The following is a 22,406-nucleotide window of genomic DNA, read 5'->3' on the forward strand; positions in this document are numbered from 1 at the left end:
CGCCTGCCATGGGTGATAACGGATCGCCTGCCGTCGGCGACGGCGGATTGCCCGCCAGCGTCGAGGCCCTCCGGCGCGTCCGCGAGGACCCCCACCGGCTCGGCCACCGTCCCCACGGCCCGCGGGAGGTCGTCGCGGGCGCCGGGCACGGAGCCACCGGCCCGGCGAACAAGCGGGTGATCGTCGGCTACGGCTTCTGGATCTTCCTGCTGAGCGACATCATCGTGTTCTCCTGCTTCTTCGCGGCCTTCGCCGTGCAGCGGGGTGCTACGGCGGGCGGGCCGGCGGTGGCGCAGATCGTCGACCTGAACCGGGTGGCGTTCGAGACGGCGGCGCTGCTGCTGTCGAGCTACACCTGCATGCTGTCCTTCGCGGCCACCGACGCCAGGAACCGGCTGTGGACCCAGCTCTTCCTGCTGGCCACCGGGGTGCTCGGCCTGGGATTCCTCCTGCTGGAGCTGCAGGAATTCGCCGAGCTGGCCGGCCAGGGCATAACGCCCCAGCGCAGCGGCATGCTCACCTCCTTCTTCGGCTTGGTCGGGCTGCACGGGGTGCACGTCGCGGCCGGCCTGCTGTGGCTGGCCACCATGATGGCGCAGGTGCAGCTCAAGGGGTTCCGTCCGGAGATCATCCATCGGCTGATGTGCTTCAATCTCTTCTGGCACGCGCTGGACATCGTCTGGATCGGCATCTTCACGATCGTCTATCTGATGGGGAGCGGTGCATGAGCAACCTCGGATCGGACCCGCACCGGCACACCGACATGCTGGATGGCCGGGAGGACCATGCCCCCGGCGACGAGCCGGAGGAGAGCGCCGGCCACTGGGTGCGCAACGCCAATCTCGGGCTCGGCTTCTCGGTCGTGCTCACCGTCGGCGCCTTCCTCCTGGCCGCCTCGGACGTGATCTATCCTCCGGCCATCCCGGTGGCGCTGATCGTGCTCGCCATCGCGCAGATGGGCGTGCACCTGGTGTTCTTCCTGCACATCACCACCGGTCCCGACAACGCCAACAATGTGCTGGCGCTCGCGTTCGGAATCCTGGTGGTCTTCCTGATCGTCATCGGCTCGATCTGGATCATGGACCACCTGGACCAGAACATGATGCCGATGGAGCAGATGATGCGGATGCAGCGATAGCATCCGCCGCCGGAGCCTCTCCCGTGGCATGAGGTTCATGCCACGAACCATCCGTTACCACCATTTTCGGTGTTGACGGCATGCCGCTGTCCGCCGTACTTTTAACCAGCCGGTTAAAAGATCGCGGCCGCTCCTCCGGCCGCCAAGCCCGCCGGCGGAGGAGACGCATGGAACGTCGCTCACGCTCGGGCGCAGCGCTGCGCCTGCTGAATTCCGATTGGGTCCGCCCCATCCTGCTGATGGTCATCCTGCTGGTTCTGTGGGATCTGTCGGTCCGGCTGTTCGGCGTTCCCGCCTACCTGGTTCCCAAGCCCGGCGACGTCGTGCTGGCGATGGTCGACGAATGGCCGCGGCTCCTGGCGGAATCCGTGCCGACCTTCACCGCCACGCTGGGCGGTTTCGCCCTGTCGGTGCTGTTCGGCATCCCGATCGCCATGCTGATCGCCGGCTCGCGCGTGGTGGAGGCCTATGTCTACCCGCTGCTGGTCTTCTCGCAGTCGATCCCCAAGGTCGCCATCGCGCCGCTGTTCGTGGTGTGGTTCGGCTTCGGCCTGATGCCGAAGGTGATCGCCGCCTTCCTGCTCGGCTTCTTCCCGGTCGTCGTCTCGGCGGTGCAGGGCTTCAAGTCGGTGGACGGCGAGATGATGGACCTGGCGCGCTCGATGAAGGCGTCGCGGCTGCAGACCTTCCAGATGGTCAGCCTGCCGCACGCGCTGCCGGCGATCTTCGCCGGGCTGAAGGTCTCCATCACGCTGGCGGTGGTCGGCGCCGTGGTCGGCGAGTTCGTCGGCTCCAACTCCGGCATCGGCTTCGTCCTGCAGCGCTCGATCGGCAACTTCGAGCTGCCGCTGATGTTCGCCGCGCTGACGCTGCTGGCGCTGATGGGCGTCGTCCTGTTCTGGGTCATCGACGTGCTGGAGCGCATCGCCATTCCCTGGCACGCCAGCCAGCGCGAGAAGGCCGGCCACACCGCCTGACCCGTTTCCCGCTTCCCGTTTCCCAACGAAACCAAGGGCAAGAACCCCGGTGCCGGACCGGCCGGCCAACGGGGCGCACCGCCACCCATGGGAGGATTACGGTCGTGATCAAGAAGACCATCGCCGCCGCGCTCTGCGCCTTCGCCGCCTCCACCCTGCCGGCGCAGGCCGCCGACAAGGTGACGCTGATGCTGAACTGGTACGTCTACGGCGAGCACGCGCCCTTCTATTACGGCAAGCAGAAGGGGTTCTACGAGGCCGAGGGCATCGACCTGGAGATCCAGGAGGGCCGCGGCTCGGCGGTGACGACGCAGCTCGTCGCCAGCAAGGGCGTCACCTTCGGCTATGTCGACGTGCCGACCATGATGAAGGCGGCGATGAAGGGCGCGCCGGTGACCTCGCCGGGCGTGCTGCTGCAGACCAGCCCGATGTCGGCGATGGGCTTCACCGACAAGAACATCCGCAAGCCCGAGGACATCAAGGGCAAGATCGTCGCCATGACGCCGGGCGACAGCATGTCCCAGATCTGGCCGCTGTTCCTGAAGAAGACCGGCCTGAAGGAGCGTGACTTCGAGGTGGTGTCGGGCGACGCCCAGACCAAGCTGAACGCCGTCATCAACGGCCAGGCCGACCTGCTGCTGGGCTACGTCATGGACCAGAGCATGAAGATCAAGGACGCCACCGGCAAGTCGGTGACGCCGGTCCGCTTCGCCGATTACGGCGTCAACATGGTCTCCTCCGGCATCATCGCCAACACCGCGACGCTGAAGGACAATCCCGACATGGTCCGCCGCTTCATGGCCGCCACCACCAAGGCGGTGGAGGAGGCGTCCAAGGCGCCGAAGGACGCCGCCGCGGCCATCCTGGCCGTCAACCCCAAGGGCGGCAAGCCGGACACGCTGCAGGAAGGCTTCGAGCTGACCATCCCGCTCTACCACACCAAGGAAACCGAGGCGATGCGGCCCTTCCAGGTCACCGACGCCAACATGAAGGAAACGGTCGACCTGCTGGTCGAATATGGCGGGCTCGACGCCGCCGCCAAGGAAAACCCCAAGCGCTTCTACACCCGCGAGTTCCTGCCGCCCGACCCCGCCGCCAAGGGGCTGGACACCGCTGCGAAGTAAAGGCTCGACGAACACGTGGGACCGAGCGACGAGGAGACATCCGGTATGGCACAGCCACAATTGAAGCTGGTCGGCGAGGCGGAGACGCAGCGCCTGTCCGGTGAGCCGCTGATCCAGATCGACGGCGTGACCAAGACCTACCGCACCCGCGACGGCGAGGTGCCGTCGCTCCGGCCCATCACCTTCGACGTGCGGCCGGGCGAGTTCCTGGTCATCGTCGGGCCGTCGGGCTGCGGCAAGTCGACCCTGCTGAAGATGCTGGCCGGTCTGCTGCCGGTCTCCGGCGGCAGCATCCGCATCGAAGGCGACACGGTGACCGAGCCGCACGACGACACCGGCATCGTCTTCCAGAGCCCGACGCTGCTCGCCTGGCGGTCGGTGCTGCGCAACATCATGCTGCCGGTGGAGATCCGCCGCCTGCCGCGGGAGCGCTACCTGGAGCGCGCCCACAAGCTGGTCGAGATGACCGGCCTGAAGGGCTTCGAGCAGAAATACCCCTGGCAGCTCTCCGGCGGCATGCAGCAGCGCGCCGCCCTCTGCCGGGCCCTGGTGCACGACCCGAAGATCCTGCTGATGGACGAGCCGTTCGGCGCGCTCGACGCCATGACGCGGGAACGGATGAACGTCGAGCTGCAGCGCATCCAGCACGAGACCGGCAAGACGGTGGTGCTGATCACCCACTCCATCCCCGAGGCGGTGTTCCTGGCCGACCGGGTGATGGTGATGTCGGAGCGTCCCGGCAGCATCGCCGCCACCTACGAGGTCCCGCTGCCGCGGCCGCGGACGATGGACGTCATGGGCGACCCGATCTTCATCGAGCTGACCCGGACGATCCGCGCCCATTTCGCGGCGCAGGGGCACCTGGACTAAGCGCCGGTCCCGGCTGCCCCCTCCCTACGCCGCTCCGCAAATTCCCCCTCTCCCGCAAAGCGGGGGAGGGAAGGGGCCCATGCGCCAGCATGGGAAGGGAGGGGGCACAGTATGAAGGACTTTCAAGCATGCCCGCCCCCCGTCTCCGCATCCGCGCCATCGAGCTGTACGAGCGGCCCGTCCGCTTCGCCAAGCCCTTCCGCTTCGGCGCGGTGACGGTGGAGGCCGCCCCGCAATCCTTCGTCCGCGCCCTGGTCGCGGTGGAGGGGCAGGGCGAGGCCTGGGGGGCGACGGCCGAGATGATGATGCCGAAATGGTTCGACAAGCGCCCGGACCGCAGCCCCGCCGACACGGTCGACGGCCTGCGCCGCTCGCTGGCCGAGGCCCGCGAGGGCTATCTCGCCGACGGCCGGCTCGACACCGCCTTCGGCCATCACGCCGCCTTCACGCCGACGCTGGAGCCGAAGCTCGCCGCCGCCTTCGGGCCGGCGCAGATCGACAAGGCGGTGCTCGACGGGCTGCTGCGCGTCCTCGGCCTGAACGTCTTCGACGGCCTGCGGGCCAACGTCGCCGGGCTCGACGCGCGGCTGGCGCCCGACCTCGACGGCTTCGATCTCGACGGCTTCCTCCATGGTCTGGCGCCGCTGCCGGCGGTGGAGCTGCGCCACACCGTCGGGCTGCTCGACAGCCCGGCCGACCTGCGGGCGCTGCTGTCCCGCTCGCCGCTGCGCTGGTTCAAGATCAAGCTGGGCGGCGACGCCGCGGCCGACCTCGACCGGCTGGCCGAGCTCGCCGCCGTGCTGGCGGAGGCCGCCCCCGGCTACCGCGCCACGCTGGACGGCAACGAGCAGTACCGCGACGCCGCCCATGTCGCCGATCTCCTCGACCGGCTGGATGCCCGGCTGGACACCCACCCGGCGGTGGCGGAGTTCCGCCGGGCGCTCGCCTACCTGGAGCAGCCGATCGCGCGGGACGAGGCGCTCGCCCGGCCGCTCGGCGCGGTGGCGGAGCGCGTGCCGGTGATCATCGACGAATCCGACGACGGCTACGACGCCTTCCCCCGCGCCCGGGCGCTCGGCTACCGCGGCGTGTCGTCGAAGTCCTGCAAGGGCCTCTACAAGGCACTGCTCAACCGGGCGCGCTGCGCCGCCTGGGGGCCGCCCCACTTCATCTCGGCCGAGGATCTGACCTGCCAGGCCGGGCTGTCGGTCCAGCAGGACACCGCGCTCGTCGCACTGCTCGGCATCCCGCATGCCGAGCGCAACGGCCACCAGTATGGCGGCGGCTTCGCCGGCGCCGCGGAAGGCGAGGCGTTCCTCGCCGCCCATCCCGGCTTCTACGCCCGCGACGCCGGCGGCGGCGTGCGGCTGGCCGCCGACGCCGGTCGGCTGGACACCACGACGCTGGCCGGCCCCGGCTTCGCCCGCAGCGCCGGCCACCCGGCCGCCGAGCCGGACTGGGCCGGCCTCTCCCCCCTTTCAGCCCCCAACGCGACATCAGCGCTTTCCGAAGGAGTCCACCCATGACCACCAAGCGCCTCGGCCTCATCATGCACGGCGTGACCGGGCGGATGGGCATGAACCAGCACCTGATCCGCTCGATCCTGGCCATCCGCGCCCAGGGCGGCGTCACCCTCTCCGACGGCTCGCGCGTCATGCCCGACCCGATCATCGTCGGCCGCAACGCCGAGAAGATGCAGGAGCTGGCCCGCCGCCACGGCATCGAGCGCTGGAGCGACAACCTCGACGCGGCGCTGGACAACCCGGACGACGTGATCTTCTTCGACGCCGGCACCACCCAGATGCGGCCGACCCTGCTGGAGAAGGCGATCCGCGCCGGCAAGCACGTCTATTGCGAGAAGCCGATCGCCACCAACCTGGACGAGGCGATGCGCGTCGTGCGGCTGGCCGCCGAGGCCGGGGTGAAGAACGGCACGGTGCAGGACAAGCTGTTCCTGCCCGGCCTGGAGAAGCTGCGCATGCTGCGGGACAGCGGCTTCTTCGGCCGCATGCTGTCGGTGCGCGGGGAGTTCGGCTACTGGGTGTTCGAGGGCGACTGGCAGCCGGCGCAGCGCCCGTCCTGGAACTACCGCGAGGAGGACGGCGGCGGCATCATCCTCGACATGATCTGCCACTGGCGCTACGTGCTCGACAACCTGTTCGGGCAGGTCAAGAGCATCTCCTGCCTGGGCGCCACCCACATCCCGGAGCGCCGGGACGAACAGGGCAAGCCCTACAAGGCGACCGCCGACGACGCCGCCTATGCGATGTTCGAGCTTGAGGGCGGGGTGATCGCCACCATCAACTCCTCCTGGTGCACGCGGGTCTACCGCGACGACCTCGTCACCTTCCAGGTCGACGGCACCCACGGCTCGGCGGTCGCCGGCCTGACCGACTGCGTGATCCAGCCGCGCCAGGGCACCCCGCGCCCGGTGTGGAACCCCGACCAGAAGCAGACCATCGACTTCTACGACACCTGGCAGCCGGTGCCCGACAACGCCGTCTTCGACAACGGCTTCAAGGTGCAGTGGGAGTCCTTCATCCGCCACGTGGTCGAGGACACGCCCTACAATCACGGCCTGATCGAGGGCGCCAAGGGCGTCCAGCTTGTCGAATGCGCGATGCAGAGCTGGCGCGAGCGCCGCTGGGTCGACGTGGCCCCGCTGGCCGGGTAAGGCGCTCCCGCCGATTGCCCCCTCCCTAACCCTCCCCCACCTCCGGTGGGAGAGGGGACTGCCGCCACTCTCCCGCAAAGCTCCTACCCCCTCTCCCGCGAAGCGGGGGAGGGATGGGGAGGGGGCTCGTCGACGCGACCTACCCAGGAATCCATCCCATGCCGACCATCCGCCTCCCGCGTTCCGACCGCAGCATCGAGAGCTACACCCTGGCCCCGCCGCGCGGCTTCCCGGCCCGCACCGAGCGGCCGCTGACCCGCGTCGCCTTCGCCGCCGCCCACATGGTCGCCGACCCCTTCGCCGAGTGCGACCCGTGGCTGGCGCCCGCCATCGACTGGGACCGCACCATCGCCTTCCGCGAGCATCTGTGGGACCTCGGCCTCGGCGTCGCCGAGGCGATGGACACCGCGCAGCGCGGCATGGGGCTCGACTGGCCGACCTCGCTGGAGCTGATCCGGCGCTCGCTGTCGGCGGCCAAGGCGCGCGGCGGCGTCATCGCCTGCGGCGCCGGCACCGACCACCTGCCGCCCGAGAACGCCAGGACGGTCGAGGACGTGATCCGCGCCTACGAGGAGCAGATCGAGGCGATCGAGGCGCTCGACGGCCGCATCATCCTGATGGCGTCGCGCGCGCTGGCCCGCGTCGCCAGTGGGCCGGAGGATTACGCCCGCGTCTACGGCCGCATCCTGTCGCAGGTGAAACAGCCGGTCATCCTGCACTGGCTGGGCGACATGTTCGACCCGGCGCTGGCCGGCTACTGGGGCAGCGGCGACGTCGACGCGGCGATGGACACCGCGCTGTCGGTCATCGGCGACTTCGCGCCGAAGGTCGACGGCATCAAGATCTCGCTGCTCGACAAGGACAAGGAGATCGTCATGCGCCGCCGCCTGCCGGAAGGCGTGCGCATGTACACCGGTGACGATTTCAACTATGCCGAACTGATCGCCGGCGACGGGCAGCTCTACTCCCACGCCCTTCTCGGCATCTTCGACGCCATCGCCCCCGCCGCCGCCGCGGCGCTTGCCCATCTGGCGGACGGCGACGAGGCCGGCTTCCACGACATCCTGGCGCCGACCGTCCCGCTGTCGCGCCACATCTTCAAGGCGCCGACCCGCTTCTACAAGACCGGCGTGGTCTTCATGGCCTACCTGAACGGCCACCAGGACCATTTCACCATGGTCGGCGGCCAGGAGAGCACGCGCTCGACCCTGCATCTGGCCGAGCTGTTCCGTCTGGCCGACCGGGCCGGGCTGCTGTCCGACCCCGACCGCGCGGCGCAGCGGATGGCGGCGGTGATGGCGGTGCGGGGGATCGCCTGATGCGCGACTTCTCCTCTGACCACCGCTGGCTGTCGATCAACACCGCCACCGTCCGCAAGCAGGGCGACCTGCTGTCGATCATCGACGCCTGCACCCGCAAGGGCATCCGCGCCATCTCGCCCTGGCGCGACCAGGTGGCGGCGGTCGGGCTCGACGCCACGGCGCGCGCCGTGCGCTCGGGCGAGCTGGCGCTGTCCGGCTATTGCCGCGGCGGCATGTTCCCGGCCGACCCCGCGAAGGCCGCCGAAGTGCGTGACGACAACCGCCGCGCGGTGGACGAGGCGGCGGCGCTGGGCGCCGCCTGCCTGGTCCTGGTGGTGGGCGGCCTGCCGCAATACTCCCGCCCCGGCTCCGCCCCCGGCAAGGACATCGCGCTGGCGCGCACCCAGGTCGAGGACGGCATCGGCGAGCTGCTCGACCATGCCCGCAAGGCCGGCATGCCGCTGGCGATCGAGCCGCTGCACCCGATGTATGCCGCCGACCGCGCCTGCGTGAACACCATGGCCCACGCGCTCGACATCTGCGACCGGCTCGATCCGGGCCGGACGGGGGCTCTGGGCGTAGCGGTCGACGTCTACCATGTCTGGTGGGATCCGGACCTGGAGGCGCAGATCGCCCGCGCCGGCACCGACCGGCTGCTCGCCTTCCACGTCTGCGACTGGCTGGTGCCGACCACCGACCTGCTGCTCGACCGCGGCATGATGGGCGACGGCGTCATCGACATCCCGCGCATCCGCGGCTGGGTCGAGGCCCAGGGCTTCGCCGGCTATTCGGAGGTGGAGATCTTCTCCCAGGCCAACTGGTGGGAGCGCCCGATGGACGAGGTGCTCGACACCTGCATCGAGCGCCACCGCAGCGCGGTGTGAGAGGCGGGGACGAGCGATTCGGCTTGAACCGGTCACACCCTGGCGGGCACTCGGCCCTGCCGCCGGGCCGAATTCCGACGGCGGTGTGGTGCTGGACAGACGGCTTGGCCGGGCGGCCAGGCCGTCCTGCACTTTTCCGAGGGTACCGCCAAGGTTCCGCAGCACTTTGGATTGGGATGCGTATAATGCCGGCTCATCGCCTCTGGTGGGAGATGGACGATGGCCGAGGAGCGTCAGCTCTGGCTTCCGTTGGCCGACCCTGACGGCTCTGCGGGGAGCGGGCGTCGTGTCTGGCTCATCGGCTGCCCGCCTGGAGAACAGTCCGCACTCGTCCGCCGGCTGACGGAAGGCACGCACTTCTTCGTGGATGCGCTGAACGGCGGTCCGGTTATCGGTTCACAGGACGTCCTGCTCCTGCGCGGCCAGCATGGGGAGGCATTCGAACTCTACATTCCGGAAGACCCGATCGTCGGTCATCGGACCCTTGCGGATTGGGAGGAGTGTGTCCTCGACACGATCGTCCAGTCGGCGAGCCGGATACGACGGACGGCCCTCGACGTGCTGCTCATCGGACATGGCGCCGGCCAGAGGGCGCCGGCCATCGTCCCGACCAGCACCCACCTGGAACGTCTGTTCCGGATGCTCCAGGCCCCGGGGGGCGCCGAAGACCTGGATGACCGGCAACGGCTATGCGCGGGAGCGTGGGATCGGTTGGAGCCCTGTGGACACCGGTTGCTTCGGGCGCTGCTCCGTTTGGAGGCTGACCGCTCGGCAATTCGCCTCGGCGTGCCGACGGGGGATGTTAGACGGGCAACGGGCGAGGCCGTCAGCATATTGCGCGGTGCCGGCTTCGGCCGCCTCGTGGACCATGCGTGGCCGGCATGCCGGGACGAGAGCGAGCAGTTGACCTTCCCGTGGCGCGAGTCCGCTTCGCTTTGCCAGGCAGCGCTGCGGTCGGTGGGCTACGGCATTCACCGGCTGGTGGCGATCGGGTTCGGGAATGCTGGTCGGCCGGAGGAGGCCGGTCCGTTGCGGCGTCTCCGGCGGACCGGTGTGCGCATCCCGGAATCCGCACTGATCGGGGCGCTCTCCGGCGTCCGGTCCCGCCTCCTCCGCCTTGATGCCGGATTGGCACCCGTTGCCGGCAAGGAAAGGACCCTGCGCCTGCACGCCACCGTGGACTGGGACTTTCGCGTCATGGCTGCCCTGGCGGGAAAGTGCGGGCTGGAAGATATGGATGTGTGGATCGAAGTCTCTAGTAGAACTTGCCGATCGCGCCCGTCCGCTGCTAAAACACGGGTCGGAAAGACCGTCTTCTTCGACTTGGAGATCGGCAAGGCCCGGGGGCAACGGGTCGAGTTGACCTTCTTCGACCGTAGGGGGAAGGGGGGGCGTCATTCCGTGCCGATCGTTTCTTGACGGCACGCGCCCTCGCCGCGTGCGTGCGAGGTGCTGTCGTGAGCTCATTCGTATTCGACGACGTGGACGATGAGGAGGATGACGGGGCGGCGGTCGTCTTGCGGCTCGGGCGGCGCGACGACGAGATCGATGGCGGGCACCGTCTTCAACTTGAAGCCTATGTCCGCGGCGAGCAGGAACCCCAGGTCTTTCCGATCACCCTTTCGATCGTGGAGTTGAAGCGGCGGTCTGCGGAAATCATCAAGACCCTGTCCACGACGGACTACAGCGAGGACATCTTCGCGCGTGACCGGTACAAGCAGGCCGACCTCGTCGACCATGTTGCCCTGTTGGGATGGGGGCTCTTCTCGCGAATGTTCAGCGCCTCCGACCGGAACCGGTTGCTTGGGCTTCTCGATGAACTGGAGGAGGGAGCTCCCGTCCTGGTGCGTGAGCAGCACCTCACCGTTCCCTGGAACCTGCTGTACCCCGAACCAGTCGCGTCCTCTGCCGATCCGCTGCGTTTCCTTGGAGCCCGCTGGCTGTTCGCCAGCATTCTGGAGGAGCGCTCCAACAATCTCTCCAGCCGGGCTGAACTCGGGATCGACGTCACGTTGCCCAGGGGCGCGCTGCCGGGGATCGGACTCGTCCATGACCGCGAACTGAGCGAGGAACAATGGAAGCGTGAGGAGGACGTGCTGCGGCGGCAGTGCCCGACGGGCGTCTTCCGGCCGATGCCGACCGCGCTGGGAGCGGAGCCGCGGGACGACGACCTGAAGACTTATGCCAAGTATTTGGCGGGACGTTGGCTCGGCATGCATTTCGGCGTGCATGCGGTGATGCCGTATGACGACCCCACCGAATACCGCATGCGCGTGACGGACAAGTTCGAGCACCTCCTCAGGGAAGTCGTCAAGGCAGTGCGCAAGGACCATGGGGGGTTTCGCTCCTTCCGCTTCGCGTTCATGAACTCGTGCCAGTCTGCCGCCCTCACCGACCTCATCGAGGCGAACGCCATAACGGTGCTGCACCGGAATGGTGTGGACGCACTCGTCGGCGTGCAGAGCGCAATCTGGGACTCCTGCGCCGGACCCTTTGCCGAAGCCTTCTACGAGGAGGCGCTCGGCAGCGCCGAGGAACGGAACGTGGGGCAGGCGCTGTTCAGAGCGCGACGGACACGCCTCGACGCATCGCCCAACCCGGCCGTGCTGCTGTACGTCCTGTATGGCCGGCCCGACACGCACATCCGACCCGCGCTCTGAGGCGTGCCCCGCCCCCGGGGGGGAAGAGGCATGCGCTCCACCTCACCGCCGGCTCCCCAGGGAGTGGCGGCGCAATCACCAAGGCAGCCGCCAAGGCTGCCGCCAAGGCAGCCAAAATGGGCAGAAAGGCAGCGATGAGGTCCGGTTTGCTGATGCAGAAAGTCGGAATGACCCGCGCCTTCACAAGCGATGGAGAGCATGTTCCAGCAACCGTGCTGAAGCTCGACAGTTGCCAGGTCGTCGCCGTGCGCACCGAGGACAGGGACGGCTACACGGCCGTCCAACTCGGCGCGGGCTCCATCAAGGTGAAGAACGTCACCAAGCCTGAGCGCGGGCATTTCGCCAAGGCGCGCGTCGAGCCCAAGCGGAAGCTGGCGGAGTTCCGCGTTTCTCCCGACGCCCTCATCGAAGTCGGCGCGGAGCTCTCCGCCGCGCATTTCGTGCAGGGCCAGTACGTCGATGTGCAAAGCACGTCGAAGGGAAAGGGCACTGCCGGACCGATGAAGCGGCACGGCTTCGGCGGGCTGCCGGCGACGCATGGCGTGTCGGTGGCGCATCGATCGCATGGATCGACGGGAAACCGGCAGGATCCGGGGAAGGTGTTCAAGAATAAGAAGATGGCAGGCCACTCGGGGAACGAGACGGTCACCATCCAGAATCTGCAGGTCATCCGGATCGATGAGGCGAAGGGGCTTGTCCTGCTCAAGGGGGCTGTTCCCGGAGCCGAGGGGGCCTGGGTCAAGGTTCGCGATGCCGTGAAGAAGAAGGTTCCCGAAGGTCTGCCGTTTCCCGCCGCGGTCCGGATGCCGCGGGCCGACGAGGAGCGTCCGGCAAAACGCACGGCCTCGCCGGACGGGGGGCCGGAGGTGCACCATCGGGATCGTGAGCCGGAATCGGGCCATCCACCGGAAGGGCCGGGCGCATCCGTTGCGGCCCCAGGTGCACAAATCGCCGGGAATAAAGTAGGAGTGGGGAATGACCTCGCCCCTCCGCCGTTGTATCGTGGCGGTGAGGTCGACGAAGCGGCACTGGCCGAACGCCGCAAGCGGGTGGAGCCGCATGAAAGCAAAAGGGAGACGCTTGAGGGCAGGACGGTAACCAACTGGGAAAGAACGTTGATGCAAGCATGGAAGGAAGCGCAGTCGCCCAATCCTTCCGAAAGGGCGGGTGCCTTGAGGCGGATGCTCGGCGTTGCCCGAGACCTCCACAGCCATTCTGCCGATTTCGCCGGCACCGATGACGAGCTGCAGGCTTTCGGGGCGTCTCTGGACTATTTCCCGCGGCAGCTCCATGCCTCGCTCTTTGACGCCGATCCCGCCGTGGGCCGGACGGCGGCGTTTGTGCTCGGTGCCTTGCTGGGGCGTGATGATCCGGCCCTTGCCCACGCGTCGATGGAGGAGCCCTGGTCGGCCGATGTCGAGAAAAAGGTCCGCGCGCGACTGGAGCGCTACCTGTCGGAAAAGCGGGTCGGCCTCGTCACTCACCTGGATATCACGGCCAAGCGCGAGCCATCCGGGCAGGTCGTGCTCGACCTGCTGGTCGAGGTGGCCGACCGCCTGCCGTTCAATCTTGACGGCCGGCCCATTCCTACCCGCCGGCCGGCCTGGCTGACCGATGCACCGAGGCTGGAGGTCGAGGTTGGAGCGCTTGGCGCGGACATCTTCGAACGGCTCCCCCACACCGACGGTCCGGTGCGGACCGGGCGGCTGGCCGGTGCCGCCGCCCGTGTTCGACTGGATGGTGCTCCCAACACCTGGGTGTTCGTCGACCCCAGGCTGGATGGTCACCTTCTCCGGCGTCGTGGCTTCATTCTGTCAGAGCACCTCGACCACGGCTGATCGGCAAGGGGGTGAGGGCGACGGTCAGTCGGAGGCTCCGGCGTCGGTGAAGTCGAGCCCGGCCTCATCCCCCAGCGGCACATCGAAGAGCTGTTCCGAATCCTCCGGCCCGCGCAGCGTGTCCTTGATGGCCTGCCGTGGCCGCGCCACGAGGCGCCCCTCCCGGACCACCAGCCCGAAGCCCGATGCGCCGAATGTGGCGCCGTCGCCCTCCGCGGAAAAGGTGATCTCGTTCTCGGCGTTGGTGATCACCTTGAGGTCCCCCGACAGCTCGCCGATCTCCTTGGCCAGCAGCGCCGCGTCCATCTTCGCCTCATGTTCGTCGAAGGCGCGGACGGTCAGTGCCTTGCCCATCCAGACCCGGTCGATCACGTACAGCGGCACGCTGCCATCCAGCAGGGCGCTGTCCACGACGGGCTTCGCCTTGATGGCTTGCTCCAGCAGCAGGAAATCGGCCCGCTGCTCGCGCCCGTGCGTCACGCTCATGTCGATCCTGCGCGCACCAGCAGCCTTCACCGCGGCGGTGAAGCGCCCTTCGGCTTCTGTCGGCAACACCCAGCCCAGGCACTTGGCGAGAAGTTGTGCCCCGATGCCCACCTCCAGCTTGGCGGAGAACACATCCCTGAAGCCGGGAAGCGCCGGAAGCGTTTCTACGATCCCCGACAGGTCGACGCCACCCTGGACCAGGCTGCCGATCTGCGTCGTTGCGACCGGCTTTCCATCGCGGACGGCGACGACAGCTCCGACACCGAGCCCCGGCTTGGGCGGCAGGACCGGCACGAGGCCGAAGCGCTGCCGCATGGCGGCAAGAAGCGGATCCTGAACTCCTGGCAGACAGCGCATGAAGCCTCCTCGGTGGAACGGCGCGTCGAACGAGAAATGCTACCATGGATGTATGGTGATCACAAAGATGCAGGCAGCGGACGCATGTCCTCGGGTCCTTTGTGCTCGACTGCCGGCCACCCGGATTTGAGCATCCACGGATGGACACCCTGTCGCAACGGGTCGCTCATGACGGCAGGTGATTGGTTGTCGGGTCCATGCCCTCTTCCGCGGGCGGGAAAGGGAGCCGTATGGGATGCTCCTGCCCGGCTTGGTCATTGCCGGCGGCGCTTCGCCTTGACGATTGTGCGGCCCTGCATTGTCACTGGGACAGTGTAATTTCGGGCGTGTCGGGATTATCGGCCGGAACGAAGCGGCCTTTTCAGTCCTTCCCTATCCTGCCCACGGGAATTTCCTCTGTGTTTTCAAGCCATTATGCCTCTCCTCCGTAGGACCCGCTCAACCATGTGGCCGAAAAGATACATCCGACATCGGGAATGTAATGGTGACAATATACGATTTGACCCTGACGATTGCGCCGTCATAATCACGATTGTCTCGATTGTTCGAGCAATGTGCGCCAGATGATGGAGGATCCGATGCGCCACACCGACGTGACCCGCAGTTCCGGTTCGTACACGGCCGCCCGGCGTGCCGTTCCGGCCGTCGACCGCGTCATCCGCGTCCGGGAGGAGGCGCAAGGGGAGGCGAAGGCCGGCCTTGTCGGGCGCAGCGCCTGGTGGCTGTTCGAGCTGCTGTTCGCGACGCTGGAACGGCACAAACAGCGCCAGGCCCTGTCGGCGCTGGACGACCACCTGCTGAAGGACATCGGCATCAGCCGCGCCGAGGCCGAGCAGGAAGTCACCAAGCCCTTCTGGCGGGGATGAGACGATGGCCGAGCAATCCCTTCCGCACTCCCTGCCGACCATCCAGTACGCCGTCGAGCCCGACCTGACCGCCGATGCCTTCATCGACGTCCTGGAGCGGTCCGGGCTGGCGGAGCGCCGGCCGGTCGGCGACCGCCCTCGGGTCGAGGCGATGCTGCGCAACGCCGGCCTGATCGTCACCGCCCGCGCCGACGGCGCGCTGGTCGGCGTCGCCCGCTCGGTCACCGACTTCGTCTATTGCTGCTACCTGTCCGACCTCGCCGTCGACCGCGCCCTCCAGGGGCGCGGCATCGGCAAGGAGCTGATGCGACGCACCCGCGACGCGATGGGGGAGGGCACGATGTGCCTCCTCCTGTCGGCCCCCAAGGCCGTCACCTTCTACGAGCAGGCGGGAATGAAGCGGCACGAGCAGGCCTTCCTCTTCACCGACCTCGACTGACGCCGGAGCATCCCGCCATGACCGACACCAGCGGCCTCGCCATCTCCTACGCCGACGTGGCGTCGGCGGCGGAGCTGATCGCCGGCATCGCCCATCGCACGCCGGTTCTGACCAGCCGCACCGCCGACCAGCGGACCGGCGGCGAACTGTTCTTCAAGTGCGAGAATTTCCAGCGCACCGGCGCCTTCAAGATCCGCGGCGCCCACAACGCCATCGCCCGCTTCACCCCCGCCCAGCGGGCGGCCGGCGTCGTCGCCTATTCCTCGGGCAACCACGCCCAGGCGATCGCGCTGTCCGCCTCGGCGCTGGGGGTGCGCTCCACCATCGTGATGCCGCTGGACGCCCCGGCGGCCAAGCTGGAGGCGACGCGCGGCTACGGCGGCGAGGTGGTGCAGTACGACCGCTACGCCGAGCCGCCCGACGCCGCCGTCGCCCGCGTGCTGGAGGAGCGCGGCGGCACCGTCGTCCCGCCCTTCGACCATCCCCATGTGATGGCCGGGCAGGGCACCGTCGCCAAGGAGCTGATCGAGGAGGCGGGTCCGCTCGACCTGCTGCTGGTGCCGACCAGCGGCGGCGGGCTGCTGGCCGGCTGCGCCGTGGCGGCCAGGGCGCTCAGCCCCGGCTGCCGGGTGGTCGGCATCGAGCCGGAGGCCGGCAACGACGCCCAGCAGAGCCTGCGCAGCGGCGCCATCGTCCGCATCGAGCCGCCGAAGACCATCGCCGACGGCGCCCAGAGCCGCAGCGTCGGCCAACTGACCTTCCCGGTGATGCGGCGGCTGGTCGACGACATCGAAACGGTCAGCGATGCCGAGCTGGTGGAGGCCATGCGCTTCTTCGCCGGCCGGATGAAGATGCTGGTCGAGCCGACCGGCTGCCTCGCCGCCGCGGCGCTGCTGTCCGGCAGGATCGACGTGCGCGGCAAGCGCGTCGGCGTCGTCGTCACCGGCGGCAACGTCGACCTCGTCCGCTTCGCAGCACTGGTCCAGGCGGCCTGACCGCCGGCACCGTCACCCCCCTTCGAAGGAATCCTTCCCATGCGCCTGCCCCTCTATCAGGTCGACGCCTTCACCGACCGTGTCTTCGCCGGCAACCCGGCGGCGGTCGTGCCGCTGGAGTCCTGGCTGCCGGACGCGCAGCTCCAGGCCATCGCGGCGGAGAACAACCTGTCGGAGACCGCCTATCTGGTCCGCAGCGGCGAAGGCTACGAGCTGCGCTGGTTCACCCCGGCGGTGGAGGTCGACCTGTGCGGCCACGCCACCCTGGCCAGCGCCTTCGTCATCTCCACCATCCTGGAGCCCGGCCGCGCGCATATCGAGTTCGCGACCCGGCAGGCCGGCGTCCTGACCGTCACCCGCGACGGCGACCGCTATACCCTGGACTTCCCCAGCCGCCCGGCGGCGCCGGCCGGCAGCCCCGACCCGGCACTCGTCCCGGCCCTCGGCGGCCCGGCCCCGGCGGCGGTGCTGCGCGGACGCGACTATCTGGTGGTGTATGACAGCGCCGACGCGGTGCGGGCGCTCACCCCCGACATGGCGGCAGTGGCCAAGCTCGACCTGTTCGCGGTCTGCGTCACGGCACCGGGGGAGGGCGGCGTCGACTTCGTCTCGCGCTTCTTCACCCCCGCCAAGGGCATCCCGGAGGACCCGGTCACCGGCTCCGCCCACTGCATGTTGACGCCCTATTGGGCGGAACGGCTGGGCAAGACGGTGCTGACGGCCCGCCAGGTGTCCGCCCGCGGCGGCGACCTGCTGTGCGAACTGGCCGGCGACCGGGTGAGGATCGGCGGCCAGGCGGTGCTCTACCTGGAAGGCTCCATCCTGGTGTGAGGCCGGGGCTCGCGGGGAGATGGCCACCGCGGATGTGGTTATCGGTGGGGGCGGCGGTCATCGCGATGGCCGCCGGTCTCACATGACCTTTTCGAACCGGAACGCCAGATCCTCGCCGGGCAGGCCGGACGGGCCGGGCGCATGCGGGTCCGGATGGCGTGCGCAGAAGAACTCGACGATGCTGAAGCCGCATTTGTTGACGTAGAAGTGGATGTTCCGCTTCTCGAAATACGGCGTGTGCGTCTGCCAGACCAGGGTGCGGGGAAACATCCGCTCGATCGCCCGCCAGGCCTTGAGGCCGACACCCCGCCCATGCTCCCCCGGCGACACGAAGAACAGGTCCAGCGAATTGCGCTGCGTGTCCTCGTCGATCGCCACCACGGCGCCGCCGACCCTTTGGCCGGCGCGCAGGATGTGCAGGACCACGGCGCCCGGCGCGGCGATGGCGCCGTCGAGGTCGCTGTCGGACGGAACCGGGCCGTCCGGGAGGCCGCCGAACTCCTCGATGACCGCCACCGCGAAGGCGTGCTGGAGGTCCTTCTTGAAGGCCGGCAGGTCCCGCGGATCGGCCTCCGCAAGCGTAATCGGGATGTCCGGCATGATCCTGGGTCACGGCCCTGTTGTGGCGTCGCGAAGCGGGGCAGGGGAGCGGGGGCAGCGGAGCAGGGGAGGGGGCGGCGAAGCAGGGGAGGGGGCGGCGAAGCGCCGGCGGGTGGAGGCCGGCGGTGCCGGCCTTACGCCTCGGTCTCCATCTTCTGCTCGACCGCCGCCGCCTTGATCGCCTTCTGCAGCTTCTCGAAGGCGCGGACCTCGATCTGGCGGACGCGCTCGCGGCTGATGCCGTATTTCTGCGACAGGTCCTCCAGCGTCGTCGGCACCTCGCGCAGGCGGCGCTCGGTCAGGATGTCGCGCTCGCGGTCGTTCAGCGCCGTCATGGCGCCGGCCAGCAGCTTGCGCCGCTTGCCCAACTCCTCGCTGTCGGCCAGGGTGATTTCCTGGTTGGCGGTCTCGTCGACCAGCCAGTCCTGCCATTCGCCCTCGCTGTCGGCGCGCAGCGGCGCGTTCAGCGAATGGTCGGGGCTGGCGAGGCGCCGGTTCATGTTGACGACGTCCTGTTCGGGGACGTCCAGCTTGGTGGCGATGGCGTTGACCTGCTCGGGCGACAGGTCGCCCTCCTCGATCGCCTGCATCTGGCCCTTCAGGCGGCGCAGGTTGAAGAACAGCTTCTTCTGGGCGGCGGTGGTGCCCATCTTCACCAGCGACCAGCTATGCAGGATGTATTCCTGGATCGCCGCGCGGATCCACCACATGGCGTAGGTCGCCAGCCGGAAGCCGCGGTCGGGGTCGAAGCGCTTGACCGCCTGCATCATGCCGACGTTGCCCTCGGAGATCAGCTCCGACAGCGGCAGGCCGTAGCCGCGGTAGCCCATGGCGATCTTGGCGACCAGCCGCAGGTGGCTGGTGACGAGCTGGTGGGCGGCGCCGGAATCCTCATGCTGCTGCCAGCGCTTGGCCAGCATGTATTCCTTCTGCGGCTCCAGCATGGGAAACTTGCGGATTTCCTGCAGGTAGCGCGTCAGGTTGCTCTCGGACCCGATCGCCGGAAGGTTGGATGCCGTCGCCATGCCTCAAAACCCCTCTTCGACGGCCCACGTACCTGCAAAGGATCTGCATGTACGCCGCCGTTCTTCGCCGCGGGTTCCACAGGCCTCTCGCAGTGAGCCGCCCCGGGAACCTCGCCATTGGCTGGAAGTCTAACGAAGAAAGACTTCCCCGTGTACCGTTTTAACCCATCTCCAAGGTGACAATTAGTTCATGAATATCCGCCGGGATTGGGGAGTGGAACGTCACGATCTCGCCGGTGCCCGGATGCCGGAATGTCAGTGCCGCGGCGTGCAGCGCCTGACGCGGAAACCCAACAAGCGGTCCGCGCGCCGGTTCCGGCAGCAGCGAGGCGAATTTGCCCCCCGGCCGCCCCGACCGGCCGCGGCCGTAGAGCGGGTCGCCGACCAGCGGATGGCCGGCATGGGTCAGGTGGACGCGGATCTGGTGGGTGCGCCCGGTCTCCAGCACGCATTCGACCAGGGCCGCCGCCTGGCCGAAGCGCTGCAGCACGCGGTAGCGGGTGGCGGCCGGCTTCCCGCCGCCGGTGACCACCGCCATCTTCTTGCGGTCGGCGCTGCTGCGGCCGATGTTGCCCTCGATGCGGCCCTGCGCCGGGTTGGGCACGCCCCAGACCAGCGCCAGGTAGGTGCGGCTGAGGGTGCGGTCGGCGAACTGCTCGGTCAGGCCGTGGTGGGCGCGGTCGTTCTTCGCCACCACCATCAGGCCGCTGGTGTCCTTGTCCAGCCGGTGGACGATGCCGGGCCGCCTCACCCCGCCGATGCCGGACAGGCTGTCGCCGCAATGGGCGAGCAGGGCGTTGACCAGCGTGCCGTCCGGGTTGCCGGCGGCCGGATGCACCACCAGCCCGGCCGGCTTGTCGATCACCAGCACGTCGGCATCCTCGAAGACGACGTCCAGCGGGATGTCCTGAGCCCGGGGCTCGGCCGGCTCGGCGGCGGGCACCCGCACCTCGTAGATCTGGCCGGGTTTGACCCTCACCGACGCGTCCGTTATCGTCCGCCCGTCGCAGCGCACGCAGCCCTGGTCGAGCAGGGCCCGCAGGCGCGAGCGCGACAGGTCCGGCAGCCCGGCGGCCAGCGCCTTGTCCAGGCGGTCGCCGGCGGCCGTATCGGGAATCCTGTAGGCCAGCGGCGAGGCGGCGGCGGGGGCATCCCCGAATTCGGGGAAGTCTTCGGGCAGCTCGTCTTCGGGCAGGTCGTCTGACATCGGGCGTGCGTCGTCGCTGGTGCTGTTTCAATCGTCCGGGAGTGGACCCCAAACCGTGCAGATCCTCAAGGCACTCGTCGTCATCATGGGCGTTCTGATCGTCGCCGGCTTCGCCTTCCTCGGCGTCGAGCTGTACAAGCGGATGTCGGATCCCTCCCGCTCCGTTTCCACGTCATCCGGCGATGCCGACCGCACCGCCGCCGACCGCAACGCCGAGGTGACGCTCGACGTCCCGGCCGGCGCCCGCATCGGCGAGATGCTGGTGGTCGGCAACCGCGTCCTGTTCAAGGTGACGCTGCCGCAGGGGCCGGACCGCCTCTACCTGATGGACCCGCGCAACGGCGCCGTCACCGCCACCATCACCGCCGGCAAGCCCGCGCCCTGACCCCGCGCCCTGATCCCGCGCTGCGGCCCCTTACCCTGAGCCCTGACCAGGACCCCAGACCATGCATGACTTCCGCAGCGACAACGTCGCCGGCGCCGCTCCCCAGGTGATGACGGCGCTGGCCGCCGCCGCGTCGGGCACCGCCTCGCCCTACGGCAACGATCCCTGGACCGCGCGGGTGACCGAGCGGCTCCGCGCCATCTTCGAGACCGAGGTCGCGGTCTTCCCGGTCGCCACCGGCACCGCCGCCAACTCGCTGGCCCTGTCGGCGCTGACGCCGCCCTTCGGCGCCGTGCTGTGCCACCACGAGGCCCACATCACCACCGACGAATGCGGGGCGCCCGAGTTCTTCACCGGCGGCGCCAAGCTGGTGCCCTTGCCGGGCGATCACGGCAAGCTGGTGCCCGAAACGGTGACCGCCCATGTCGCCCGGGCGGGCGTCGGCGTCGTCCACCGCGTGCAGCCCGCCGTCCTCAGCCTGACCCAGGCGACCGAGGCCGGCACGGTCTACAGCCCGGCCGAACTGGCGGCGCTGGTGGAGGCCGCCCATGCCAACGGCATGGCGGTGCACATGGACGGCGCCCGCTTCGCCAACGCCGTCGCCCGGCTGGGCTGCGCCCCCGCCGACCTCACCTGGCGCGCCGGGGTCGACGTGCTGACGCTGGGCGGCACCAAGGGCGGCTGCCTCGCCGCCGAGGCGGTGGTGTTCTTCAACCCGGCGATGGCCGAGGATTTCGGCTATGGCCGCAAGCGGGCGGGCCATCTGGTTTCGAAGATGCGCTTCCTGTCGGCGCAGCTCGACGCCTGGCTGGCCGACGGGCTGTGGCTGCGGCTGGCCGCCCACGCCAACGCCATGGCCGACCGTCTGGCCGCCGGCCTGACGGCGCTGCCCGGCGTGACGCTGGCCCACCCGGTGGAGGCCAACGAGCTGTTCGTCGGCCTGCCGGCGGCCTATGCCGAGGCGCTGGAGGCGGCCGGCTACGGCTTCTACCGCTGGGACGACGGCACCGCGCGCTTCGTCACCGCCTTCGACACGCCGGCCGCGGTGGTCGACGGCCTGCTGGATATTTTGCAGGGGCTGAAAGAAAAGGCTTGATCGGCGGTCCGGCCTTCGATAGAAAGCCGCCCACGCCGATGACGTCCCCTTCGTCTAGAGGCCTAGGACATCGCCCTCTCACGGCGGTAACAGGGGTTCGAATCCCCTAGGGGACGCCAACCTTCCGGGTTGGGTCGAGCGACGGTGGCAGCCTCCGCCGTCGAAGTGCATCATCGGGACCAGACGTCCCCTTCGTCTAGAGGCCTAGGACATCGCCCTCTCACGGCGGTAACAGGGGTTCGAATCCCCTAGGGGACGCCATCCACGCGCGACACAGTATACAGCGCGCGCCATTTCTCTCCCTCAGAGATCATTGCCGGAAGATCCGGTTTCGAGAATCTGCGCTGACCGTCTGCGCTGCTTTCGCCTGGTCATCTGGTCGTCAGGCGGGAGTGCGGCCGACCGGCCCGGCAGGGTTTCCACCCTCTCCCAAGGCCCCGACTCTCCCAGTCGACGACATGCCTGCCGTTGGCAACTCCCCAACGACGAAGTCGGTCATCCCTTCATCCTGTTGATGAACAGGTTGCCGTCCTTGCCTCGGCGAGGCGTTCACCGTGCCGGGCATGAGGTTATCGGCGGCAACCGGCGACACCGGAACACGCCGTCAGGACAGGGGAGACACACCGGGAAGGGACGGCATGGCGCATGCGTCT

Annotated in this window: 21 protein-coding genes, 2 tRNA genes and 1 pseudogene; 20 read left to right on the forward strand and 4 right to left on the reverse strand. The window is 68.8% G+C overall.

All coding sequences use genetic code 11. The features are described from left to right. Nucleotides 1–8 precede the first annotated feature (8 nt). The 12 genes and pseudogenes from J2850_RS24405 to rplC all read left to right on the forward strand — a co-directional run. Nucleotides 9–728: a cytochrome c oxidase subunit 3 gene (locus J2850_RS24405; RefSeq protein ID WP_209987688.1), complete on the forward strand. Its 720-nt coding sequence runs from the start codon at nucleotides 9–11 to the stop codon at nucleotides 726–728. Then, entirely contained in the window at nucleotides 725–1,138 is a 414-nt protein-coding gene (cyoD, locus tag J2850_RS24410; RefSeq protein ID WP_209987691.1) for a cytochrome o ubiquinol oxidase subunit IV, read from the forward strand. The genes J2850_RS24405 and cyoD overlap by 4 nt, the downstream gene beginning before the upstream one ends. Before the next feature lie 167 nt (nucleotides 1,139–1,305). Next, entirely contained in the window at nucleotides 1,306–2,115 is an 810-nt protein-coding gene (locus tag J2850_RS24415; protein ID WP_209987693.1) for an ABC transporter permease, read from the forward strand. Nucleotides 2,116–2,219: 104 nt separating this feature from the next. Further along, a complete protein-coding gene (locus tag J2850_RS24420; protein WP_209987696.1) occupies nucleotides 2,220–3,239 on the forward strand; it encodes an ABC transporter substrate-binding protein in 1,020 nt (339 codons plus the stop codon). 45 nt (nucleotides 3,240–3,284) lie between these two features. Beyond that, nucleotides 3,285–4,109 carry an ABC transporter ATP-binding protein gene (locus J2850_RS24425; protein WP_209987699.1) on the forward strand — a complete coding sequence of 275 codons (825 nt, stop codon included), beginning with the start codon at nucleotides 3,285–3,287 and terminating at the stop codon, nucleotides 4,107–4,109. 128 nt (nucleotides 4,110–4,237) lie between these two features. Beyond that, nucleotides 4,238–5,635 (forward strand): enolase-like domain-containing protein, encoded by a 1,398-nt coding sequence (locus J2850_RS24430; protein ID WP_209987702.1) that lies wholly within the window; start codon nucleotides 4,238–4,240, stop codon nucleotides 5,633–5,635. Continuing rightward, nucleotides 5,632–6,783, forward strand: coding sequence for a Gfo/Idh/MocA family protein (locus J2850_RS24435; protein WP_209987704.1), 1,152 nt, complete (start codon nucleotides 5,632–5,634; stop codon nucleotides 6,781–6,783). The genes J2850_RS24430 and J2850_RS24435 overlap by 4 nt, the downstream gene beginning before the upstream one ends. A 158-nt stretch (nucleotides 6,784–6,941) precedes the next feature. Next, nucleotides 6,942–8,102, forward strand: a complete 1,161-nt coding sequence (locus tag J2850_RS24440) for a dihydrodipicolinate synthase family protein (protein WP_209987707.1) — start codon at nucleotides 6,942–6,944, stop codon at nucleotides 8,100–8,102. Further along, nucleotides 8,102–8,968: a sugar phosphate isomerase/epimerase family protein gene (locus J2850_RS24445; protein ID WP_209987710.1), complete on the forward strand. Its 867-nt coding sequence runs from the start codon at nucleotides 8,102–8,104 to the stop codon at nucleotides 8,966–8,968. The genes J2850_RS24440 and J2850_RS24445 overlap by 1 nt, the downstream gene beginning before the upstream one ends. A 219-nt stretch (nucleotides 8,969–9,187) precedes the next feature. Continuing rightward, nucleotides 9,188–10,387 carry a hypothetical protein gene (locus J2850_RS24450; RefSeq protein WP_209987713.1) on the forward strand — a complete coding sequence of 400 codons (1,200 nt, stop codon included), beginning with the start codon at nucleotides 9,188–9,190 and terminating at the stop codon, nucleotides 10,385–10,387. 38 nt (nucleotides 10,388–10,425) lie between these two features. Next, nucleotides 10,426–11,628 carry a hypothetical protein gene (locus J2850_RS24455; RefSeq protein ID WP_209987715.1) on the forward strand — a complete coding sequence of 401 codons (1,203 nt, stop codon included), beginning with the start codon at nucleotides 10,426–10,428 and terminating at the stop codon, nucleotides 11,626–11,628. Nucleotides 11,629–11,762: 134 nt separating this feature from the next. Then, nucleotides 11,763–12,449, forward strand: a pseudogene (rplC, locus tag J2850_RS24460) (50S ribosomal protein L3); the annotation flags it as partial. Nucleotides 12,450–13,490: 1,041 nt separating this feature from the next. Here rplC and J2850_RS24465 read toward each other — a convergent pair. Next, on the reverse strand, nucleotides 13,491–14,309 hold the full coding sequence (locus tag J2850_RS24465; RefSeq protein ID WP_209987718.1) for a hypothetical protein: 819 nt from the start codon (nucleotides 14,307–14,309) through the stop codon (nucleotides 13,491–13,493). Between the two features lie 578 nt (nucleotides 14,310–14,887). On the opposite strand from J2850_RS24465, the gene J2850_RS24470 reads away from it, so the two are divergent. From J2850_RS24470 to J2850_RS24485, 4 genes are read left to right on the forward strand one after another with little or no spacing between them, the layout of a single operon-like run. Then, nucleotides 14,888–15,175 carry a DUF1127 domain-containing protein gene (locus J2850_RS24470; RefSeq protein ID WP_246513499.1) on the forward strand — a complete coding sequence of 96 codons (288 nt, stop codon included), beginning with the start codon at nucleotides 14,888–14,890 and terminating at the stop codon, nucleotides 15,173–15,175. 4 nt (nucleotides 15,176–15,179) lie between these two features. Next, on the forward strand, nucleotides 15,180–15,614 hold the full coding sequence (locus tag J2850_RS24475) for a GNAT family N-acetyltransferase (protein ID WP_209987720.1): 435 nt from the start codon (nucleotides 15,180–15,182) through the stop codon (nucleotides 15,612–15,614). Nucleotides 15,615–15,631: 17 nt separating this feature from the next. Continuing rightward, a complete protein-coding gene (locus J2850_RS24480; protein ID WP_209987722.1) occupies nucleotides 15,632–16,609 on the forward strand; it encodes a threo-3-hydroxy-L-aspartate ammonia-lyase in 978 nt (325 codons plus the stop codon). A 39-nt stretch (nucleotides 16,610–16,648) separates the two neighbouring features. Then, on the forward strand, nucleotides 16,649–17,440 hold the full coding sequence (locus J2850_RS24485; protein WP_209987725.1) for a PhzF family phenazine biosynthesis protein: 792 nt from the start codon (nucleotides 16,649–16,651) through the stop codon (nucleotides 17,438–17,440). 78 nt (nucleotides 17,441–17,518) lie between these two features. Here the strand turns inward: J2850_RS24485 and J2850_RS24490 are convergent, their stop codons facing one another. The 3 genes from J2850_RS24490 to J2850_RS24500 form a co-directional block, all read right to left on the reverse strand. Beyond that, nucleotides 17,519–18,040 carry a GNAT family N-acetyltransferase gene (locus J2850_RS24490; protein WP_209987728.1) on the reverse strand — a complete coding sequence of 174 codons (522 nt, stop codon included), beginning with the start codon at nucleotides 18,038–18,040 and terminating at the stop codon, nucleotides 17,519–17,521. Between the two features lie 134 nt (nucleotides 18,041–18,174). Further along, nucleotides 18,175–19,065: an RNA polymerase sigma factor RpoH gene (rpoH, locus tag J2850_RS24495; RefSeq protein ID WP_209987731.1), complete on the reverse strand. Its 891-nt coding sequence runs from the start codon at nucleotides 19,063–19,065 to the stop codon at nucleotides 18,175–18,177. 160 nt (nucleotides 19,066–19,225) lie between these two features. Further along, nucleotides 19,226–20,272 (reverse strand): RluA family pseudouridine synthase, encoded by a 1,047-nt coding sequence (locus tag J2850_RS24500; protein ID WP_209987734.1) that lies wholly within the window; start codon nucleotides 20,270–20,272, stop codon nucleotides 19,226–19,228. Between the two features lie 55 nt (nucleotides 20,273–20,327). Here J2850_RS24500 and J2850_RS24505 point away from each other — a divergent pair, with 55 nt between their 5' ends. From J2850_RS24505 to J2850_RS24520, 4 genes are all read left to right on the forward strand, one after another. Beyond that, complete coding sequence (locus tag J2850_RS24505; RefSeq protein ID WP_209987735.1) at nucleotides 20,328–20,657, forward strand: hypothetical protein; 330 nt, start codon at nucleotides 20,328–20,330, stop codon at nucleotides 20,655–20,657. A 61-nt stretch (nucleotides 20,658–20,718) separates the two neighbouring features. After that, the gene (locus J2850_RS24510) at nucleotides 20,719–21,753 is read left to right on the forward strand and encodes a threonine aldolase family protein (protein WP_209987738.1); all 1,035 of its coding nucleotides are present in this window, start codon (nucleotides 20,719–20,721) and stop codon (nucleotides 21,751–21,753) included. Nucleotides 21,754–21,796: 43 nt separating this feature from the next. After that, nucleotides 21,797–21,872: transfer RNA gene (locus J2850_RS24515), tRNA-Glu, on the forward strand. 66 nt (nucleotides 21,873–21,938) lie between these two features. Next, nucleotides 21,939–22,014 (forward strand) — tRNA-Glu (locus J2850_RS24520). The last annotated feature ends 392 nt before the right edge of the window (nucleotides 22,015–22,406 follow it).

Source organism: Azospirillum picis, from assembly GCF_017876115.1.
Classification (GTDB): Bacteria; Pseudomonadota; Alphaproteobacteria; order Azospirillales; family Azospirillaceae; genus Azospirillum; species Azospirillum picis.

What these genes read in the sequence shown, in the direction of transcription:
- rpoH (WP_209987731.1), bottom strand. Translation starts at nt 19,065, where the DNA reads ATGGCGACGGCATCCAACCTTCCGGCGATCGGGTCCGAGAGCAACCTG.
- J2850_RS24415 (WP_209987693.1), top strand. Translation starts at nt 1,306, where the DNA reads ATGGAACGTCGCTCACGCTCGGGCGCAGCGCTGCGCCTGCTGAATTCC.
- J2850_RS24450 (WP_209987713.1), top strand. Translation starts at nt 9,188, where the DNA reads ATGGCCGAGGAGCGTCAGCTCTGGCTTCCGTTGGCCGACCCTGACGGC.
- cyoD (WP_209987691.1), top strand. Translation starts at nt 725, where the DNA reads ATGAGCAACCTCGGATCGGACCCGCACCGGCACACCGACATGCTGGAT.
- J2850_RS24470 (WP_246513499.1), top strand. Translation starts at nt 14,888, where the DNA reads ATGCGCCACACCGACGTGACCCGCAGTTCCGGTTCGTACACGGCCGCC.
- J2850_RS24435 (WP_209987704.1), top strand. Translation starts at nt 5,632, where the DNA reads ATGACCACCAAGCGCCTCGGCCTCATCATGCACGGCGTGACCGGGCGG.
- J2850_RS24445 (WP_209987710.1), top strand. Translation starts at nt 8,102, where the DNA reads ATGCGCGACTTCTCCTCTGACCACCGCTGGCTGTCGATCAACACCGCC.
- J2850_RS24425 (WP_209987699.1), top strand. Translation starts at nt 3,285, where the DNA reads ATGGCACAGCCACAATTGAAGCTGGTCGGCGAGGCGGAGACGCAGCGC.
- J2850_RS24440 (WP_209987707.1), top strand. Translation starts at nt 6,942, where the DNA reads ATGCCGACCATCCGCCTCCCGCGTTCCGACCGCAGCATCGAGAGCTAC.
- J2850_RS24465 (WP_209987718.1), bottom strand. Translation starts at nt 14,309, where the DNA reads ATGCGCTGTCTGCCAGGAGTTCAGGATCCGCTTCTTGCCGCCATGCGG.
- J2850_RS24475 (WP_209987720.1), top strand. Translation starts at nt 15,180, where the DNA reads ATGGCCGAGCAATCCCTTCCGCACTCCCTGCCGACCATCCAGTACGCC.
- J2850_RS24405 (WP_209987688.1), top strand. Translation starts at nt 9, where the DNA reads ATGGGTGATAACGGATCGCCTGCCGTCGGCGACGGCGGATTGCCCGCC.
- J2850_RS24485 (WP_209987725.1), top strand. Translation starts at nt 16,649, where the DNA reads ATGCGCCTGCCCCTCTATCAGGTCGACGCCTTCACCGACCGTGTCTTC.
- J2850_RS24500 (WP_209987734.1), bottom strand. Translation starts at nt 20,272, where the DNA reads ATGTCAGACGACCTGCCCGAAGACGAGCTGCCCGAAGACTTCCCCGAA.
- J2850_RS24480 (WP_209987722.1), top strand. Translation starts at nt 15,632, where the DNA reads ATGACCGACACCAGCGGCCTCGCCATCTCCTACGCCGACGTGGCGTCG.
- J2850_RS24510 (WP_209987738.1), top strand. Translation starts at nt 20,719, where the DNA reads ATGCATGACTTCCGCAGCGACAACGTCGCCGGCGCCGCTCCCCAGGTG.
- J2850_RS24430 (WP_209987702.1), top strand. Translation starts at nt 4,238, where the DNA reads ATGCCCGCCCCCCGTCTCCGCATCCGCGCCATCGAGCTGTACGAGCGG.
- J2850_RS24490 (WP_209987728.1), bottom strand. Translation starts at nt 18,040, where the DNA reads ATGCCGGACATCCCGATTACGCTTGCGGAGGCCGATCCGCGGGACCTG.